The organism is Vibrio sp. D401a, assembly GCF_030248515.1.
GTDB classification, from domain to species: Bacteria; Pseudomonadota; Gammaproteobacteria; order Enterobacterales; family Vibrionaceae; genus Vibrio; species Vibrio rotiferianus.
Genome location: NZ_JAHGAI010000042.1, coordinates 1 through 18,916 on the forward strand (window position 1 = coordinate 1; position 18,916 = coordinate 18,916).

12 protein-coding genes and 1 pseudogene are annotated in these 18,916 nt (G+C 44.0%); all 13 read right to left on the minus strand.

What is annotated here, in order from left to right; genetic code table 11:
- Nucleotides 1–461 precede the first annotated feature (461 nt).
- Nucleotides 462–1,451, minus strand: coding sequence for a hypothetical protein (locus KIV41_RS17070; protein ID WP_240115530.1), 990 nt, complete (start codon nt 1,449–1,451; stop codon nt 462–464).
- Nucleotides 1,424–6,301, minus strand: coding sequence for an RHS repeat-associated core domain-containing protein (locus KIV41_RS17075; RefSeq protein WP_285337078.1), 4,878 nt, complete (start codon nt 6,299–6,301; stop codon nt 1,424–1,426). The genes KIV41_RS17070 and KIV41_RS17075 overlap by 28 nt, the downstream gene beginning before the upstream one ends.
- Entirely contained in the window at nt 6,298–7,209 is a 912-nt protein-coding gene (locus KIV41_RS17080) for a DUF4123 domain-containing protein (protein WP_285337080.1), read from the minus strand. The genes KIV41_RS17075 and KIV41_RS17080 overlap by 4 nt, the downstream gene beginning before the upstream one ends.
- Entirely contained in the window at nt 7,206–8,168 is a 963-nt protein-coding gene (locus KIV41_RS17085) for a DUF4123 domain-containing protein (protein ID WP_252042599.1), read from the minus strand. The genes KIV41_RS17080 and KIV41_RS17085 overlap by 4 nt, the downstream gene beginning before the upstream one ends.
- 24 nt (nt 8,169–8,192) lie before the next feature.
- Complete coding sequence (locus KIV41_RS17090) at nt 8,193–9,119, minus strand: ankyrin repeat domain-containing protein (protein WP_285337082.1); 927 nt, start codon at nt 9,117–9,119, stop codon at nt 8,193–8,195.
- A gap of 19 nt (nt 9,120–9,138) precedes the next feature.
- Nucleotides 9,139–9,987 (minus strand): ankyrin repeat domain-containing protein, encoded by an 849-nt coding sequence (locus tag KIV41_RS17095; RefSeq protein WP_285337083.1) that lies wholly within the window; start codon nt 9,985–9,987, stop codon nt 9,139–9,141.
- A gap of 1,326 nt (nt 9,988–11,313) precedes the next feature.
- Nucleotides 11,314–11,610, minus strand: a pseudogene (locus KIV41_RS24840) (PAAR domain-containing protein); the annotation flags it as partial.
- A 2-nt stretch (nt 11,611–11,612) separates the two neighbouring features.
- Entirely contained in the window at nt 11,613–13,676 is a 2,064-nt protein-coding gene (tssI, locus tag KIV41_RS17105; RefSeq protein ID WP_285337085.1) for a type VI secretion system tip protein TssI/VgrG, read from the minus strand.
- A 101-nt stretch (nt 13,677–13,777) separates the two neighbouring features.
- A complete protein-coding gene (gene hcp-2 / locus KIV41_RS17110; RefSeq protein WP_143694185.1) occupies nt 13,778–14,296 on the minus strand; it encodes a type VI secretion system effector Hcp-2 in 519 nt (172 codons plus the stop codon).
- Nucleotides 14,297–14,662: 366 nt separating this feature from the next.
- Entirely contained in the window at nt 14,663–15,346 is a 684-nt protein-coding gene (locus tag KIV41_RS17115; RefSeq protein ID WP_285337087.1) for a GAD-like domain-containing protein, read from the minus strand.
- A gap of 53 nt (nt 15,347–15,399) precedes the next feature.
- Nucleotides 15,400–16,698: a hypothetical protein gene (locus KIV41_RS17120; RefSeq protein WP_285337089.1), complete on the minus strand. Its 1,299-nt coding sequence runs from the start codon at nt 16,696–16,698 to the stop codon at nt 15,400–15,402.
- A 124-nt stretch (nt 16,699–16,822) separates the two neighbouring features.
- Complete coding sequence (locus KIV41_RS17125) at nt 16,823–17,506, minus strand: GAD-like domain-containing protein (protein ID WP_285337090.1); 684 nt, start codon at nt 17,504–17,506, stop codon at nt 16,823–16,825.
- 134 nt (nt 17,507–17,640) lie between these two features.
- Nucleotides 17,641–18,906, minus strand: a complete 1,266-nt coding sequence (locus KIV41_RS17130; RefSeq protein ID WP_285337091.1) for a type VI secretion system ImpA family N-terminal domain-containing protein — start codon at nt 18,904–18,906, stop codon at nt 17,641–17,643.
- Nucleotides 18,907–18,916 lie beyond the last annotated feature (10 nt).

The following is an 18,916-nucleotide window of genomic DNA, read 5'->3' on the forward strand; positions in this document are numbered from 1 at the left end:
CTTGAACAAACGTCGTATCCATTTACTTCGATTGAATAGCTAGCTTCCCTCCCCCATTTTTATCATCACACCCTAAGCTAAACAAAGAATCAACTTGTCAGCGCTTGGCATTTCCTGCTGTTCATTGTCAGAGCTTAATTCCGTGCCAATATTACTGGCTACTGCCTAGATTTGACCATTTACCTATCGCGACAAGGGCAAACCAAACCCTCGCGCTGTATAAGCATTTGGCCTTTATAGCAGTGCCTGTCCTTGTTATTTCATATTATTTCATATCACTGGCTACTCCCTAGATTTGGCCATTTACCTATCGTGACAAGAGCCAACCAAGGCATCGCGCTGTATTAGTAAGAGTTTTCTTCAGGAGTGCCTGTCCGTTTTATTTTAGTTTTTAATGAATAGCTAAATAATGGTCTAGGCTTTGAGGTTAGACCACTTTTAACGAAGCTTGGTAATAAATATTATAGAATTTTTGAGTACAACAATGGGCTTACACTACTGGAATCATTATGCCTGATTAATAAATATGTTGGTATTGGAGAAAAGAATCCCAACTTCTCCCTTTCAGGTGTTACTAATTCATTCTTAACTAAAACCTTCGCACTAACATACTTCCCATCACCGAAAATTTTCAGCTTCGGCCAAGTTATAGAGTTGCAATGGCTCCAATTTCTAAGAGCTTGCCCAGGGATAATGGAAAGTTCGATAATGTCTTCTCTTAGATAGTAATTACCTTCGTAGCCGGAGTCATCACCATATATTGTGAAGTCGTTTTCAGAACGAACAAAGTAAGTCCATGGCGTTCCCCCCCAACATAAGATACCTAACCCTTCATCAAAAATACTTCCCGCCAACTCAGTTGTTGTAAATTCTTCGATTAAGTCATTACCAATATTCATGTCTGACTCATTAAAAAATTTATTAAGTTTATCAATGTCAGTTGCAAAAAAACCTAATTCATTGTAACTATCATAAACATACGACAGTTCATCAACTCTATTCAGCTCAAAATCACTACTACAAAATACAAATCTCAAACTTAGTATCTCAGATTCTCGAATAGCAGACTCTGACACAACTTCAGGAGACTTTTTAGCTACTTCTGGTGTTTGTATTTCAGCTAAAAGTTTGTAGTGGTACAGAACACCAGCATCCAAATTATTGATTACAACTCTAAGGTTAATCTCATCGTTACTGAAGATGACGGCCTCGTTCGAAACTGCTTCAAACACACCAGTAAATACCTCAACAACAGAATTGCTGACATCTATCGCTGATTCATTTACAACCTCTGTTTCTAGAATACACTTTCTCCGGACACCCAGTTCTTGTATTTCACTAGAAACAACACTCCCACCTGTTGGCAAAAAAGTAGTGTTTTTCAGCAAGTCATTAATATCGTACAGATATGCGGCATCAATTTTTATGGACATTTTTTCTTCTCTCCCCATTTTATAGTATGCTCCCAAGCTTCAGCTGGACTTACATTTTTAGCTATCAATTCACCTTTGTTCCCAGCTCCATCTATAAGATGCAAATCTCCTCTAATCCCACTTAGTTCGGGATTCTCATAATGAGCTTTGAGGCTTGCCATCCATTCATCTGGAGTAAGCTTTGCTTTATCAACTGACGCTGGCTTTACTAAAGGTTTAGTTTGGGTCCCAATACCGTTGTAACCATGCATAGCGCTATGCTCTAAACCAGTCCATTGATTATCATCCCAATACATGGCTGGCACCCCTTGCTGTGAGTTAAATGGTGATATTCCCATATGACTAGCAACAGAATGAGGAACCATATGGTGGCCCTGATTTACCGGATTATGCAGAGGCATTAACCCCAACGGGTCAACCCACTCCAGCGGGTTAAACACATACGCCTGTGGCCTTAACCCACCCGAAAAGCCTATTGGGTCTGGGCTTAGGTACTGGCCACTGTCTGCATCGTAATAGCGATTAACGTTGTAGTAAAGGCCGGATTCGCGGTCTTCTATTTGCCCTTGGTAACGCAGGTCACAGTATAGCTCATCATTCTGGGCGTTTTCTCTAAAACCATGATTAGGAAGCGCATTTTTCTGTTGGTAATGTCCCCACAAGGCTTGCTCACCTTGCCAAACTACGTCGCCATTTTCGCTGCACAGCTCCTGTGGCGTGCCAGCATGGTCTGTCACGACATAGTGTAGCTGAGGAGCTTGGTTGGCCTTGTGTGTCACCTGCGCGAGAGGGCGGAAACTCTCTGGCTCGTACAGGTATTCGATTTCCTGAATAACACTGCCATCGGCGGTCTTTTGGCTGTGCTGGACAATGTTCGCCCCATCCCACAAATACTCAGTAATTCGTTGGGTGCTTAAACACTCTTTTGCGACTCGCCTGCCCAACGGGTCATAACGGTAGCGGTACCGCCTACCATTGGGCAGTTCTATATGTGTGAGCCTGTCATCCCCACTCCAAACAAAACGGGTGGTTTTTGGTCGGAAGCCGTCTTTGTATTCGGTTTTCTCGACCACGCGACCACACATGTCGTAGTGATAACGGAATCGTCCCGTATCCAATACACGACCCGCCTTATCGTATTGGCGAGATTGGCGTTTTACTCGTGCGTCATCGAGCGAGACTACATTGCTGTCGCTATCACCGTATTCAGTCGCAAAGCCTTGTTTGTTCAGGTTAAGCTCACTGTCGTAACCAAACAGGTGTACAAACCGTTGCTGACTTTCCCACGTCTTTTGCTGGCGTTCGGCTTGAACTTGTCCATTAGCGTTTAAACTGAACCTAGATTGACCGCGTTTGGCATCGTCAATGCCCACCAGCCTATCGAGGGCATCGTATTGATATTGGCGCAAGCTATCACCATTGGTGCCAAGCTGTTGTTGCAACAGTAACCCTGTTTCACTCCATTGATGGTGAAGGCTAAACCCCTGCTCTGTTGCGCGGGTTTGCTCCTGCCCACCGGGGTGATACGCAAATTGCAGCGGGGTATGTTCGCCTACAGACAGTTGCTGTAATTGGTGCTTAGACCATTGATATTGTCGCGCGGTTTTACTGCCTGAAGAGCCAATGCGGCGGCCATGTTCATCGTATTCATGAACGATTGGGGTACCATTGAGGTTTTCTTCCAATAGCAGCCCGGATTGGCTGTAAGCAAAGGATACCCATGCATCACCATTTTCGGTGTAGGTTAAGCGAGAGGCGGCATCATACTCATACCAAGCTTTAGCCAATTGTTGCTCGTTGTGATCGAGCGTCACCGTCTCGAGTAGTTTTCCTGAAGGATCGTAACTGTGACTGTGCTGTACACCATCGGGCTTGATATGGCGATTCAGTCGACCTGCCGCATCATACTGATAGTGCTCGACACGGGCATCATAGTGGTGTTCAGCAGCCACTCGTCCACCTTTATCGAAGTCGTAGTACCACTTTTGACCATGGCTGTTGGTGACGCCGGCAAACTCGGCTTCCGCGTTATAGTGATATTGTGTCACAGCGCCAAGTGGGTCAACCACCTTAGATAGCTTATCGAAAGGCCCGTAGTTGAAATGTTGGCTATTGCCAAGCGCGTCTGTCGCTTTGGTAAGGTTGCCTTCAATATCGTACTCAAAGTGAGCGTTAGTACCATCTTCGTACTGAATTCGACAGGGTTGCTTGCTGTTCTTCTCGTAGACCCATTCACGCACTTGCTTATTGTCTGTCACGCGCTTGATAAGACGGCCTTGTTTGTCGTAGAACAAGTCCATACCGTAACCGACAGGCGGCTCAACCCGTGCCAACAAGCCATTGTTATAGTAAGAGTAATGTGTTGTTGAACCGTCAGGCCCTGTTACGGTCGCACGCTGACCAAACTCGGTATAGCTAATTTGGGTTTGGCGCGCTTCTGGATCCGTAATGGCAGTTACGTCACCATACTTGTTGTATTCATAAGACCAAAGCGCACCCATTGGGTTTGTGTAGCACAGCAACCAACCTTGTTCATTGTACTCGTAGGCGTGTTCTGCACCATTTGGCTCAATAGCACTGGTTACGTTACCCCAATCGTCGTAGGTGTATTGAACGGTTTCACCGAGTGCGTTTTCTTCACTAATCAGAAGATCATCTTGCCAAACACTTTTGGTTGGATTGCCAAATTCATCAACAATTTGCAGAGGTCTGTTTTGATCATCAAGGTGAAGCGCTTGGGTACCACCAAAAGCCCGATGATAGTAGTGAATATGGTTTTCATCATCGTAGGTGATCCCATCATCCCAGTAGCCGCCAGAGCATCGTGTCGCAATGGAGCGCCCCTTATCGTCATAATCGTGCTCTACCCAGGTTTGAGAAAGATCATTCCAGCGCGTTAAGTAACCTTCTTTACTGTATTGATAGTCAAAACTGCGTCCTGCATCCGCACGGACAGACAGTAAAAATCCATTTTTGTCATAGCTGTACCGCGCAAGCACAACCGTTGGCGTTTTATCTGCTTCACATAGCGTGAGTGTTTGAATTCGATTTCTTTGCGTTTCAACTTGGATTAGCCGCCCATCGCAAAGTACCACCCACTTTAAACAACCACGATCGTAAACAAACTGTGTAGCATTTCCATACGCATCTTGCTGTTTAGTAAGGCGTAGTGTTGTGCCGACTGCATATTCAAAATGATACTCAAGGCCGTTCTTGTTTTTTAAGAATAAATCACCGTGTTCACCGCGATGTAATCGCCATTGCGGCATTAAATCTGAACGAGTCGGTGAACCTTGATAAGGTGCGTCAAAAAAGGCTATTGAATAGTCTTTATCTATAAATTTAACGATTGAGCCTTCAACCGTTAGGCTTATATCCCAATTGCTGCGCCAGAGTTTACCTAGTAGACCTGTTTCCCTCTCTCCTGCTGATTGATAGTATCTTTCTTGCTTAAGGGGTAACCTTGCTGGAACAACAAAGTCTTCTCGGATCTCGTAAGTTTTACCGGTCAACAAGTCTACTGGGTCACTGCCTGCACATTGTTTATTCGTAGGCTGGCAGCTTTCTTTTGACTTAGCTCCTTCCTCTGCATCTGGGCCTTTCGTGCCATCACCTTTCTCTGACTGTCTTTTGCTTGGGTCAGATTTACTTGCGTTAGCACTGTCTGGTGTTGGCTTGGTGTTTTTAGGTGCTGCAGTTCCTGGAATTCGCGTTGATACAAGTTTTGTGAACTCATCAATTTTGCCACGCATCCAATCAATGGACTCTTTGATCTTTTTCTTTAAATCCTTCATCGCTTTAATGAAGAACGCAAATTCGCTTTTCATCATTAAAACAATCCAGCTGCTATTCGCTGAATCCTTAAGAACTTTGGTCAAACCGTTAATGATGTTGTTAAGCAGGACATCCGCTTCAGCAGCCACCTCATCGAGCTTGTCGCCAAAACTCATTAAGTACTTAACAATGTTACCGTTTGATAGGCTGCGAATTTTTTTTATTGCTAGCTGTATAACACCCGGATCGGCTTTTTTGAGCGTATCCAGGATCGTTAAACCAATTTTTTTACCGGCATCGCCCAAACCTGGGACAAAACCCAACGAAATAAGCGCACCTTCCGCCCAGTGCCACTCATCAAGATTTTTACCTTCATAAGTTTTCCAGCCCCAGCCACCAAGGTCGTAGAGGTCCATTGCCTGACCGACTACCGGCACAAAGCCAAGTGCAACTTCGCAGAATAAGATCAAGGCTTCGTTGTCTTTCGCTTGTCCAGCAACTTCACCCGCTAGGCCACAATGTGCACGGTTTACGGCTTCTTTTAGCGAGGTTGGCCCGTCGTTAATCTCTTCATGGAGTTCCCAGAATCGCTTGTACGCTTCTTCATATCCGTCTGGAGCAACGCCAAACATCGACATGATACCCACACCATCAACGTCAACTTCATCTTCGTCGCTGTCGTCTGCATCGTAAGTGAGGTAACCTTTTCTATTTAAAATAGTATAAAGCGCAAAGTACTCACCTGTGATGGCGGCATATTCTGGGTTAGTTTGCAGAGCAGGGTTATTTGTCAGTACGTCCTTTGGCTCATAAGCATCGGTGCCTTCTCCCAAAAACAACTCATAGCCACCACAAGGCATATTGATAACTTTTAGTAAGCCGTTTTCATCTGTTTGCCCGGTCGTTTCGCCTTTCTTGCTGTCAACTAGGGTATAAGGCGCTTCTTTTATCGGGCTATCGTCGTCATAATGACAACGTACAAATACTTCACAATTGCACTCTTTGCAGTTGCCTTCTTTGACATTGTCCGTAGAGAAATTAAGCTCAGCGGCTTGCGCACTACTCATTAGCTCCGTGTGCTTATTCTGGCTCATGATGTCGACGACTCCTCGTTTAATTGTTTCAATGCTTGAGCAAATAGCTGGTCCATGTGACTTTTTTTACCTTGGTGGCTAGGCTTACTCAGTACTTCTTTTGCCCAAGAGGTATCAATAAACTCTTTCCCCATTACGACAGAGAGACTTAAATAACGCACCACATCGTTAGGTTGCTCAAACCCGTAATCTCTTGCTTGTTTGGTTTGCTGCGACAAAAATGCTTTCCACTCATCCTCACTCCATTGGTGAGTATCCTGATGATGTTGCTGCAAGTGCTCACGATATTTTTGGTGTTGATGTCGGTCAGCCCAATTAGACAAACCAAGGTATTGCTCATCCGTAAGTTGAATGGGCGTTTTTACAAGCACCTCTGGATTCATGTCTCCGGTAAGGCTACTCATGAATGCTGATTCATCTTCGGCCTCCCAATAGCAGAGCGATTGGATCGGTCCTTTTAACTCGGGCTGTTTCTCCGCAGCTGTCGCATCCCACAAAACATGGAAAATGCTCCAGTCATTGATCCGCAGTATCGCCACTTCCTGCTCGGGAGCTTGCGCCAATGACCAAGTTCGTAAATGACTGAGCAATATCTCTTGTTGTCTGTCTAACGTCTCATCATGAAAAGCTTCATTAATCTGAATTGCCATTCCCCAGTTTGACTTATGGGTAATGTTTTCATCTAGCCAGTCAATGGAATGCATTGGTATCAAGTAAGGTGAAATAGAGGCGTGAACTTCGCCCATTTCATCCCAGTACAATCGACTTTGAGTTTGAGGTGCAGGGATAAAGTTCAACACGTCCGAGTTTATGGCTGAATCGACTAAAAGCCACCAGCCTTTTTGTTTTGCTCTCTCTTGCCACTCTTGGCGCGAAATTTCTGCAATATTTGGCCATTGATTCATCATGACTCGAAACCTGCTTTTCCTTCCATGCCTAGCCAACCTTCTGTTCGATAATTCATGAGTTCTTCGCTGCGACCTTGGTATTTTTCGTCAAACTTGCCAATTGCATTTCTCAATGAGTGATGGGCTAACAAATCATAAAAATCTGGGTGTTCATCGAACTTGTCACCCAAATAAAACCGATACAAGGCAAAAGTTTCCCTTCCGAGAGCATCGGTATCTGGGTACTTTTGTGCTGCAAGTTCTAGCCCTTCGTTGAATCGGATGGCAACATTTTCTCTTGGTAGCAACCATGCATAATTCGGTGCTAGTTTGTTATGCAGAGAATCAATCAGCGAGTCCAACCTCTCCGGATAGAAAAACAGACTGTACTGGCTAGGAGTCAACTTGACTGGGTAGGTCATCGATTGTTGGTTTAGCTCTTCCGTCGGCTCACCCGCTACTTCTCCACTCATAACTGCGCAGAGGTGTGGCTTATCCTCGTTAAGACTAGGTGTGTAAAGCTGGTAATGTTCACCTTTAAAAGCTTGTTTTTGGATATCTGTTAAGACTGAGTAAAAAGAGGCAATAACCATCGGATCATAGAAACGTAATAACGCTTCCTGCCCGTCTGGATAAAGCACAGACAACCAATTTCGCCAATGCTGATAAATTTGTTTTAAGCTGCCGTTATAGCGACCAACGACTCCGAGTCGTTCATAATGTTCGGTATAGTCGTTCAACCAATACAATAAGCTTTCACCAGGGTTACCATCAGCAATGGTAATCAATACCGGAGATGCATCTTGATACTGCATATACTGACTGTCTTGCCATAAGTAACACCACTCGACATCAGAGCGCAGCCTCATCGTTTGCCAAAACTCATTCGCTTCAGGGTGCTGCACTTGATCGAAAATGACATACAGCGTGCCCTCTTCCGTTTCGGAGAGAACTTCAAAAATCGACTTTAAGTTATCCACTTACCAACACCCTTTAAGCAACGTTTACAGATGCACGTCAATGCCATAACGCTCTCTTAAGATTTTTTCATCAGCCAACTTGGATTCTTCAGATTGAGGCTTTAGAAATCTATTCACCCCCTCAACCTTACACTCTGCACGAGGTCGATATCCCCTAGGCTCTTTGCAATAGACGATGCCATTACGAAAACGCTCGCCATAAGGAGTGAGTGCAGGAAACGTCACACCAAGCTCTGTCATTTTCTGTTGGATGGTAAGCATTTTTTGGTACGCTTCTAACTCACTAGACATGTTTTCTATGCGATTTTGTACTGAATAAGCCAATGTCACACCAGCCTTATCCATTACAAATGGGTCGGCGCCATTTTCTAAAAGGTATATAGCTTCATCAAAACTCGCTAATACAAAGTTGAAGAGGGGAGTTTGACCTAAGCGATCTCTGGCATTTACATCAGCACCAAACTTAACGAGAAGCTTGAGCGAGTCATTGTCTCTAAGTTCAGGAACTTTATATATCAATGTTCTATCAGTTTCTCTTTGATCAGGGTCCATCCCTGACTCAAGCAGAGCTCTTAGCGCTTTCGTGCTTCGATTCCACATCGAAAAGGAACCAATTGTTCCTCTATCTTTGTGTTTACCTATTTGGTGAGCAGGATCAGCTCCTAACGCCATCAACATTTTAATGGCTGGAACATTGTTATCAGCCACGGCAAAAGCTAACAGGGTAAAATTCTCTTTGCCCGGCGCATCAATATCAGGTAATGCTTCTGCTAGCTTCTTGGCTTTTTTGAGCTCTTTTTCTTTTATTGCCTGTGCCACAAGTAACAGTTCACCTGAGAAAAAGGCAGAAGGATAAGGTTTACTATCAACTATCGACATTGCATCCACAACCTTGCTGGTAAGAACAGAGCACAGTGCAAAAACTAATAACCATAAGGCAACTTTTAGCACTTTACTGAACCTTCGAGGGCTACAACTTTGCGTTAATTCCATAACGCTCGCGTAGAATCTTTTCATCAGCCAACTTGGATTCTTCAGATTGAGGCTTTAGAAATCTATTCACTCCTTCAACCTTACACTCTGAACGCGGTCGATATCCCCTAGGCTCTTTGCAATAGACGATGTCATTACGAAAACGCTCGCCGTAAGGGGTTAGTGCCGGAAACTTCACACCAAGATCTATCATCTTCTGTTGGATGGTAAGCATTTTTTGGTAAGCCTCTGTAGACTTATCCATATTATTAAGCTCATCCTGAACAGAATAAGCCGTTGTCATTCCTGATCTATCCATTACAAAAGGATCCGCACCATGGTCCAGCAGATATAACGCCTCATCGAAACTAACATTAATAAAATCAAATAAAGGCGTTTGGCCTAAGCGATCTCTGGCATTTACATCAGCACCAAACTCAACGAGAAGCTTGAGCGAGTCATTGTCTCTAAGTTCAGGAACTTTATAAATCAATGTTCTATCAGTTTCTCTTTGATCAGGGTCCATCCCTGACTCAAGCAGAGCTCTTAGCGCTTCCGTGCTTCGATTCCACATTGAAAAGGAGCCAATTGTCCCCCTATCTTTATGTCTACCTATTTGATGGGCAGGGTCAGCCCCAAGCTCCATTAGCATATGGATCGCTGCAGCATTTGAATCCGCTACCGAAAATGCTAGAAGCGTAAAGTTTTCGAAACCAGTTTTATCGATGTTGTCTAGATTTTTGGAAAGTTCTTTAGCCCTATCAATATCGTTACTCTTTATCGCTTGGGCAATGGGTAACAACTCTCCCGAAAAAAAAGTCTCAGGTTTAGGTTCTTTATTTGACATACTTCGTCCTCCAGACACAGCATTAAATGAACACAAAATAGCTACTAGAATTAAATAACTTAAACTACGAGCCATAGATTAGGCCTGCTTTGCAAGTGAATGTAAGTCGTTCACTTTACGTTCTTCTATCGCCTCTCGCATCATATCCATCCCATGTAAGTCGAGCTTTTCTTTTCCTTTAACACCAGCGTAACCAATAGCGCCCCCAGCTAGGGCTCCAATCATGGCTCCTCGCGATCCCAAACCAGCGGCTATTGCCCCCCCAACCCCTGCTGCTGTCAAAGTCAGTGATTTAGGTTTCGGTAAGCTATGGGTTGTGTTTCCAATAGCACTTGGAGCCACGCGGTTAATCAAAAGGGCATCTTCCTGTAAGTAGGTCAGAAGTTCTCCGTCAATCCGATAACGAGTAATATTGTCATCACTCCCTTGATGTTCATCTCCAACACCATATCGTGCTACTGTCTTCTTGTGCAGTCCTGCACTGTTAAATGTTGTCGTGGAGAAATTACCCGCCTTAGAGGCTGCTGACGATAACCCACCTCCGAGAGAATGACCTGCGATTTCCACAGGTAGACCATTCTTTCTTAATATTTTACCGATCTTTACAGCTTGCTTGTAATAATCAGAATCATTCTCTCTGTTCAAACCTTGCCTTATATTGTTCAGCCAATCTTCTCCATTTTCAGTACCACGAAAGACCAAAACTGGTTTCGAGTCATCACCAAACACATCTGTATCTGGCATATATACTTCGGCTTTAAAATTAGTGTCTCCAACTCGTAGGTGTTCTTTAGATAATCCTAATTCATCCAAATCTTCATCACTCGCCAACGACCAACCAGAGTCGTTATCAAAATCAACTGCTAGTTGCTTGCGCCTATCATCTAGTTCATCAACTGGTTTATCTAGTGTGTAGATGTGGTCACTAAGCATGGCTTTTTCAGCGGCATCCATATCTTTACTAAAGCGTTCTGCCTTCTCAGGGGCCTTAGCTCTCGCTTGTTCTGTAATGGCTTCTCGTGCTTTACGTCGCATCGCCTTGGTGGTTTCACCTTCTAGCAGCGCCAACATCTCTTTTTTCGACGCACCGTTTTTTACCGAGTTAACAATCTCTTCAGCCAGAGGAGGCAAGGCGCCGGGTTGAACTTCTGTCAGTTGCGTTTTCACCTGCTGCTTTGCTAGCTCAGCAAATTGCTCGGGTATGAAAGGCGCTTTCGCCCAAAAAGCGGGCTTTGGCGTCGCCATCGGTAGGATACGCAAGAATGGAATTTTTTCCCCGCTTGCGCCTTCACCACATTCATGTGTTGGAGACTGATATGGCGTGTCCCCAATGAATACATTTCCCGAGCCTGATGCAACAGAGCCACCACAATCAATAGCATCCCCGACACGAGCTGCTGGCTTTCCGTTTATTGAAACGTTTGACGAACCAGCAGATATACTACGCCCATGGACACCATGTGGCTTATAAGGGCACGGACAAGCGTGGAGTAAAACCGCATCCCCTTTTCGAGCTGCTGGTTTACCATTAATAGATACATCACCACTGCCCGCTATAATAGGCGTGGCAGGGAAACATCCGTGACCACCGCCGCTGTCACCTAACCTTGCTGCACTCGGCATGATTACCCCCTCTCATCCGGACCATCAGGTTCTTGAGGTTTATCAGGGTCTTGCGGCTTGATCATAGCAGGAGCTGTACCAGTATCGGGTGAACCACCTTCGTTAATTTTGACCTTGGTTCCTGAAATAGTTACCCCACCGCCATCAATTTTAACGAACCCACCTGGTCCCTTAATTGTGAGGGAGTCTCCAGCTTCTAGTACAACTTTGGTTGCTTTTAAGTAACTTTCGTTTGCAACACTCACACGTTGGTTGGCACCAATCTCTTTTTCTTCAGATGCGCCAATTTGAGTGACTGTACTTCCATCAATCTTAGAGATAATTCCGCCTACAACGTGCTGACTTATCTTGCCTAAAATCTGCTTAATGACATCTCTGCCAATTTTGATCTGATGATCTTGACCAAATTCTTCAATCACATTTTTGCCAACCATTCGATTGACGTTTTCAGTGATCATTTGCAACCAGTTTCGACCTACTCTCAAGTGTCGATCTACACCCACAAGCTCTCGATGATTGTTCTCGGTAACGATGTCTTGGTCTTTTTGCGCGTGAATGAAAATCTGCTCAATGCTGGCCTGATCTTCAAATCGGATTTCATTAGAACCTTCTCCCTGATGGGTTTGGGTTTTTATTACGGTCCGAGTTTTATGGTTTGGTAACATATACGGCGTCACATTTGTCGCATGATAAGTGCGGCCTGTGATGATCGGCTGATCTGGATCGCCATGTAAAAACGAGACAATAACTTCATGACCAATACGTGGTACAGCCATGAAACCATATTGAGCCCCTGCCCAACCCTGAGATACGCGCACCCAGCATGAGCTATGCTCGTTTTGTTCGCTTTCTCTATCCCATGGAAAATGCACTTTTACCCGGCCATGTTCGTCACAGTAGATCTCTTCGCCCGCGGGGCCGACTACTTTCGCTATCATTGGGCCATCAACTTGCGGTTTCGGTTGAGGCTTCGCTCGCCACGTCTTGTTTGCGGGGATAACGGTAAATTGATTCGAATACGTGGTTGCTCCGTGGCCACCATCTTCTTCTAGCGCTTGAGGTTGGGTACCTTGATGCGTCACCGCAACTACAATCCAATCGCGGTTTGCGCTCGCTTCTAGGTTTTCACTTAAATCAAATTTAACCCCAGCTTGGAGTGCATGGTGGTTACTTTTACCATGCCCTAGGTTTGATTCTCGGCGTAAGTATTCGAGACGAAGTTGGCTAAAGGCGATACCAGAGCCATCATCTTTGTATCGCCCTGGAAAGTCGTAATGTTCGTAGCTGCTTTGTTGGAAGCTCAGGTCTGCACCTTGCTGCTCTTGCAAAAAGCCATAGCTTGGCTTTTTGAAGCTGTAATCTTTGAAAGTGAGGTGACTTGGCTCGCTTTGATGTTCAATTTTAAATTGGGAAACAAAGGGTTCACCCGATTGTCCGCCTGCCAAGCCATTGTGTAATACAGGCGCGCCATACTTGCTAATCAAAGCGCTGTCGTCAAAGAACACAACCGTATGTTTGCCATCGGCTTGTTCAATGTAATAGGTAATCCCCTCTTCTGCAGCGAGACGGTGCACAAACTCTAAGTCTGTTTCACGATATTGAACGCAGAATTCACGTTGAGAAAGGGATCTTTTTAGTGCAAAACTAAAATCCGCTACGCCCATCTCTCCCAGTATTTGGCTAATGATGTCTTGAACCGTCTTTAACTGGAAAATTCGACTGTTTTGACGTAACGATAGACGCTCAAGCGCCGGCACTAAAACTAGAGAATAAACGGTATGATGATGACCAATGTCACCTTGAGAAAACTGACGAATAATACCATTCACAAATTGAACGGGTTCGCCATTGCGTTTCATGGTCAGTTGGGCGGTTTTATCCACGACCTGTTGAGCGGTTATACCGGATTGTCGGCTTGCCAATTCAATGTTATAGCGAAAACCATAACAAGCCTGAGATACGCCAAAGCTCGAATCCGATAGCGATTCTTTACCTTGATAACCAGTAACCACAAATGTTTCTTCTGGTAATCCTTCAACGGTTAGGGTGAATGTTAACTTTGCCATCAACTGTGCCTTCTTAATATGAGAAACAAAGACCAGTGTGGGTGTTGCCACCCACACCGGTCTGACTGAACATCAAATCAATATTGATGAACAGACGAGGATTACGCCTCGATTGGTTTACGCCAGTCGTCAGAGCCAGACGTACCCGCGTTTACGTGATCCCACGTAATTTTGCGGTAAGAAAGCGATACTGTTACATTTTGAGTGAAGTCGTATTTCGCAGGATCTTGACAGTGAGGCATTTCACAGTGGATATCGACGATAGACGCGTTCTCTAGCTTGGTTGTGAAGAAGTTTTCTTGCTTACCTTCAATAGAGGTGCGGTACCATTTTAGCTCTACGTTTGTCATTTTCTCGCCTGATGCCAATGCGTTGTATAGCAGCGGTACCGCTTTGTTTAGACACACCGTGAACTTAAATGGTTTGTGAACACGTTGGCCTGAAGGTTGGCCAGATTGCGGGTCAGTTGGAACAGTAACGTTGTGGTCGAACTGTTGTACTAGCATCTCATCTTCATGACCTTCAACGAATGAGTCACCGATTGAATCTGCTGTACATGCACCAGCAGTGATTAGACCCTGAGTTTGACCTTCAATTGAGATATAACATGGAGTTGGCATTACTTAATCCTTAATTAGTTTAAAAACAAAAACATATATGAATGCAGTCAGTACTAATCAAGAGTCATGCCAAATTTATAATCTTTAAATACAGTCACTTAAAATGATATTACGCTCATCACAGGTAATAAATTACCCAGAGCGAGTAAATTATTGCTCAAAGGCAAGTAGAAATTTGCTTGCCTCTAAACTCGTTGCTTCTATGTCGGCATCAGCAAACAAAATTCCGCTCCTTATGGGTATGCATCTGAATTGGAAAGAATCCACCACACTTAAGAGTCACAATAAAAAGGAGAGATAAGTGATTAAGAAAAATAGGAGCAACACGACCTGCCAAATGCTGCCCTTGTTTCCTAAGTAATGAGACTAGCTCAGAATATCAATGCTCGGCTCTTCCAGATCCATTAGCATTTCTATATGGGTGGTGATATCCACTTTTTTCAGATTTTCCAAAAGCCACTTTCCACCTAAACAAGTCGCTGGAACAAACGCATATATTTCGTTTTTCGCTAAAGGGCCGAGCTTTTCTAAAGCTCGTTCAAACAGAGGTTCTTCATATTCGTCTACTTGGTCATGTCGATAACTTGAAGCGCTTTCAAAAAAAAGAGCCATGTCTAATTCCAACTCTTCTTCAGTTTGCTCTGGCATTTCTTCGACGTGCCACTGATGCAGTAGCCCTATCACCGGATAATAAGACATCACATTACCGCGCTTACTGTTCCAGATATCCAGATTTCCAAACGCCCCCCGGGCTATCACAAATGTTTCCGACGGGTCATCTAACTGACTAATCGCACATAGGCGCTCAACAATGTCTCGATAGTCGTTAGGGTTTACTGTCCAATACAAGCCATTGTTATACCCACACCAGCCATGACGCTCCCAATAGGCCAGCAGATTTTTAGGCAATACTCCGTCGTATTGTTCAAGAACCTCAGAGGGGACTGGTGTACTGCAAACGATGGGGAAACCACGATGCACGCCCATTGTATGCTCAAACTCCTCGAAAGCTTGCTGCATTTTTGCAGACCAATGAAATTTAAAGCTCATTATCTATTCCATATATTCACAGGTAACGAATTCATCCGCTTATTTTTAATAAACTAGTCAATGTATTCCCCCCAACGAACCCAACGCCCTGGCAAGTATTTTTCTCTGTTTTCTACGAGGTATTTTTCCCATACATCTATTTGAGCATCCTGCTTTTCCATATAGGCATCACAATCGAAAGGGAAATATTGTCCCGTGTACATGATAAGGTCTTCAAACAATGTATCTAATCGACTTCGTATCCCGTTGTACCGGTTGGTGCGAAGAATATAGAGTAAGTCAAACTCATGATCACGCTCTCCTGCTCCATCATAGCGCTTATTGATGTCTCTGATGGCTAACACGTTACTTTGAACATCAACCCATAACGATTGAAGATACGCTGATTCTGGGACTCGATCTTCCCACTCTTCTTCCTCTTCACCCTCAAGCGACAGAGTGTCCTCATACACTTCTAAAATGTCTTCAAAGTCAGGGTCATCATCCAACTCTTCAGGAAAGAACTCACACATTTTTTGAAAGCAAATTGCACGATAGACCGCATCCGAATGCTTGAGCTGACCGAACAACCAAGTTAAGGCACGTAAATTACCAAAAGAAACAATTGTATCTAAATAAGGATACCTAAGGTCTAAAGGTGTGGATTCGATAAACTGCGTAAACAAGTCCAAATCATCAGGCGTACCATAACGAGCTAAAGTATCGCCAAAGTTACTTTCAACCCCTTTTAGTGCTTTAACTCGTTCCCAAGCATCATGCTGTTGCAGTAATAGCAACTGACGAGTTAAAGTCTCTTTCCCACTCAGTCGCTCTAATTCTTTTATGAGCTGTGCCGATTGAGCGGTATTAAAGTAACCAACAACATCCCAAAAATCTCCTGGAAAACGAAACTTTCCTTCACGTACAAACAGATCTAAATGTTCGGCTCGGCGATTGCGTGAAATGTAGTTACTCACACGAAACAACCATCCCTCCTCTTTTTCACCTTTAGTTTTCAAATAATTAATAATAAAATCGGCTTCTTTGTCTTCCAAAAAATGAAAGCTTCTATGGTCCGTCCACTTAGAGGTTTTGAGCATAAGCATCTGATCAAGCACATCGGTATTTTGAGACAAATACACCACATGCCATGCTGCCGCTTGAAAATATCTATTGTATCGGTCGTTTACAAAACTAGGCACCGCCGCCACGATTTCTGGCTGAGTTGATAATTTTCGTACATAATCATCATAACGCTTTTGCGCATCATAAATCGCATCAAGCACACTATCATTATCATCCCGCATGCTTTCTAATAGTTCGTTCTGCTCTTGGTATAATGTTGCGGCGAATTCTAAGCTCGCTCTTGGCATAGTGTTAGCTCTCTATTTAGCTAAGGCGTGGCATTCTCTTTTCAAAGCACGTTGAATGAATTGTTGCCAGCCCTTTAACCGATGAACGGATTTAACTTGTCGTCTATTTATCCAAGTAATGAAACTAGCGCATGATATTAATATTCGGCTCTTCAAGATTCATTAACATTTCTATGTGGGTGGTGATATCCACTTTTTGCAGATTTTCCAAAAGCCACTTTCCACCTAAACAAGTCGCTGGAACAAACGCATACATTTCGTTTTCCGCTAAAGGGCCGAGCTTTTCTAAAGCTTGTTCAAACAAAAGTTCGTCATTTTCATCTTCTTGGTCTTGGTCATAGCTTGAAGCGCTTTCAAAAAAAAGAGCCATATCTAATTCCAACTCTTCTTCACTTTGCTCTGGCATTTCATCGGTGTGCCACTGATGCAGTAGCCCAATCACTGGGCAGAAAGACATGACATCACCTCGTTTGCGATTCCAAATTTCCAGATCACCAAATGCCCCTCTGGCTATCACAAAATTCTCCGACGGGTCATCAAACTGACTAATTGCTGATAAGCGCTCAATAATGTCTCGGTAGTCGTTGGGATTTACCGTCCAATACAAACCGTTGTTATACCCACACCAGCCATGACGCTCCCAATAGGTCAGCAGATTTTTAGGCAATACTCCGTCGTATTGTTCAAGAACCTCAGAGGGGACTGGTGTACTGCAAACGATGGGGAAACCACGATGCACGCCCATTGTATGCTCAAATTCAACAAAAGCTTGCTGCATTTTTGCAGACCAATGAAATATAAAGCTCATTATCTATTCCATATATTTGAGCATCCTGCTTTTCTGTAGAGGAATTTTCCTTTCCCATAATCAGCATTCACGTGCTTTTAATATAATAAATAGCGAACCTAATTGGTTCGCTATAAAAATATAATCAATTCATCCTATTGAATGATACTGCCGGAACTATCAATTTCCTGTTCTAATACAGCTATCTTCCAGCTAAGGTTGTTAAGCCGATCTTTAAGAATATCAAACTCTTTTTCAGCGGTTTCTAGCTCACCGTTTTTTATGAGTTCTTGAACATAATCCACACGCCCGTAGATTGGAGATAAGCTAATGGCAAAGGCCTCCAAGGATTTGGTTTGCTTTTGTAAGTCTCGCCATTTTCCACGCTTCGCTAGTAAGGAAATGTTAGCCATCTTAGTTCGAATGTCACTGAACTTAGCAACAAATAACTCGGTTTGTTCTAGTGCTACTTGCTGCTGCTCTGAAAACATTGCGTCGAGCTGTGTTGTTTTATCATCTTGAGGATATAACGTTTTAAGCAGTTGAACATGAGCCATCGCTTGTCGTTTGGAATCGGAGAATGATTCCAACATGTCGTGCTCTAGTGCTTCGCCATATAATGGAACAAGATCTTTTTGCCAACGTGCTCGTTGCTTGTCGGAAGACTGCTCAACAAACAACTTAGCCTGCTGCGTATCATTTATTTTGCTAATAAGCTGAGGCTGCCCATAAGGTGTAGAGTGGTACCATGGCCAACCTTTCCATCCGGCCAATACACCCACAACGACAGCACACGCCGCTATCGTTGACACGCCGAGTCCTTTTTGCCAGAACTTTAGCTTAGGTGGTTCACTTCGCTCCTGTTTCTTCAGCAAATTGTGGTATTGGGTTTCTATGCGGTCAATATGTTCAAAAAGCGCGAACCCCACTCCTTCAAAATCGACTTTATAGTCGGTACTTTGCTTCTCAACTAATTGGTGTAAACGATCGCAAAATCGCTCTGCTCGATACAGTTCACGGAGAGTACCGTGATCCGGTTTCAACGCTTTCAGCTCTTGGACAACACGCCCGTTGACCCAATCGAGAAGCTCTTTACGCATTTTGGCTGTTTTTGTATCACCGCCACTCTGATTCGCTAGACTACTGCTTAATAGCTCTAAGCCCGTAGCGAAGCCAGTCAAGCCTTGAGTCTTTAGACATGCCACTGTGTAGTAGCCGCACATCATAAAATCAATCCCAGGGCCACGTGCTAGCACTTCACAGTTTTCTTTAACTGCCTCCCAATCACTGCCACCAGCAATTGGGTTAAAGCGACGGTTGATTTCTTCTCTTACTCGGATGTAAGGCTCTAAGACTCGAATTGAGTCCGAATCCTGAGTTAGTCGAAAAAGCGCATTATCAATATAAATCACATTGGACATTGTAGATATC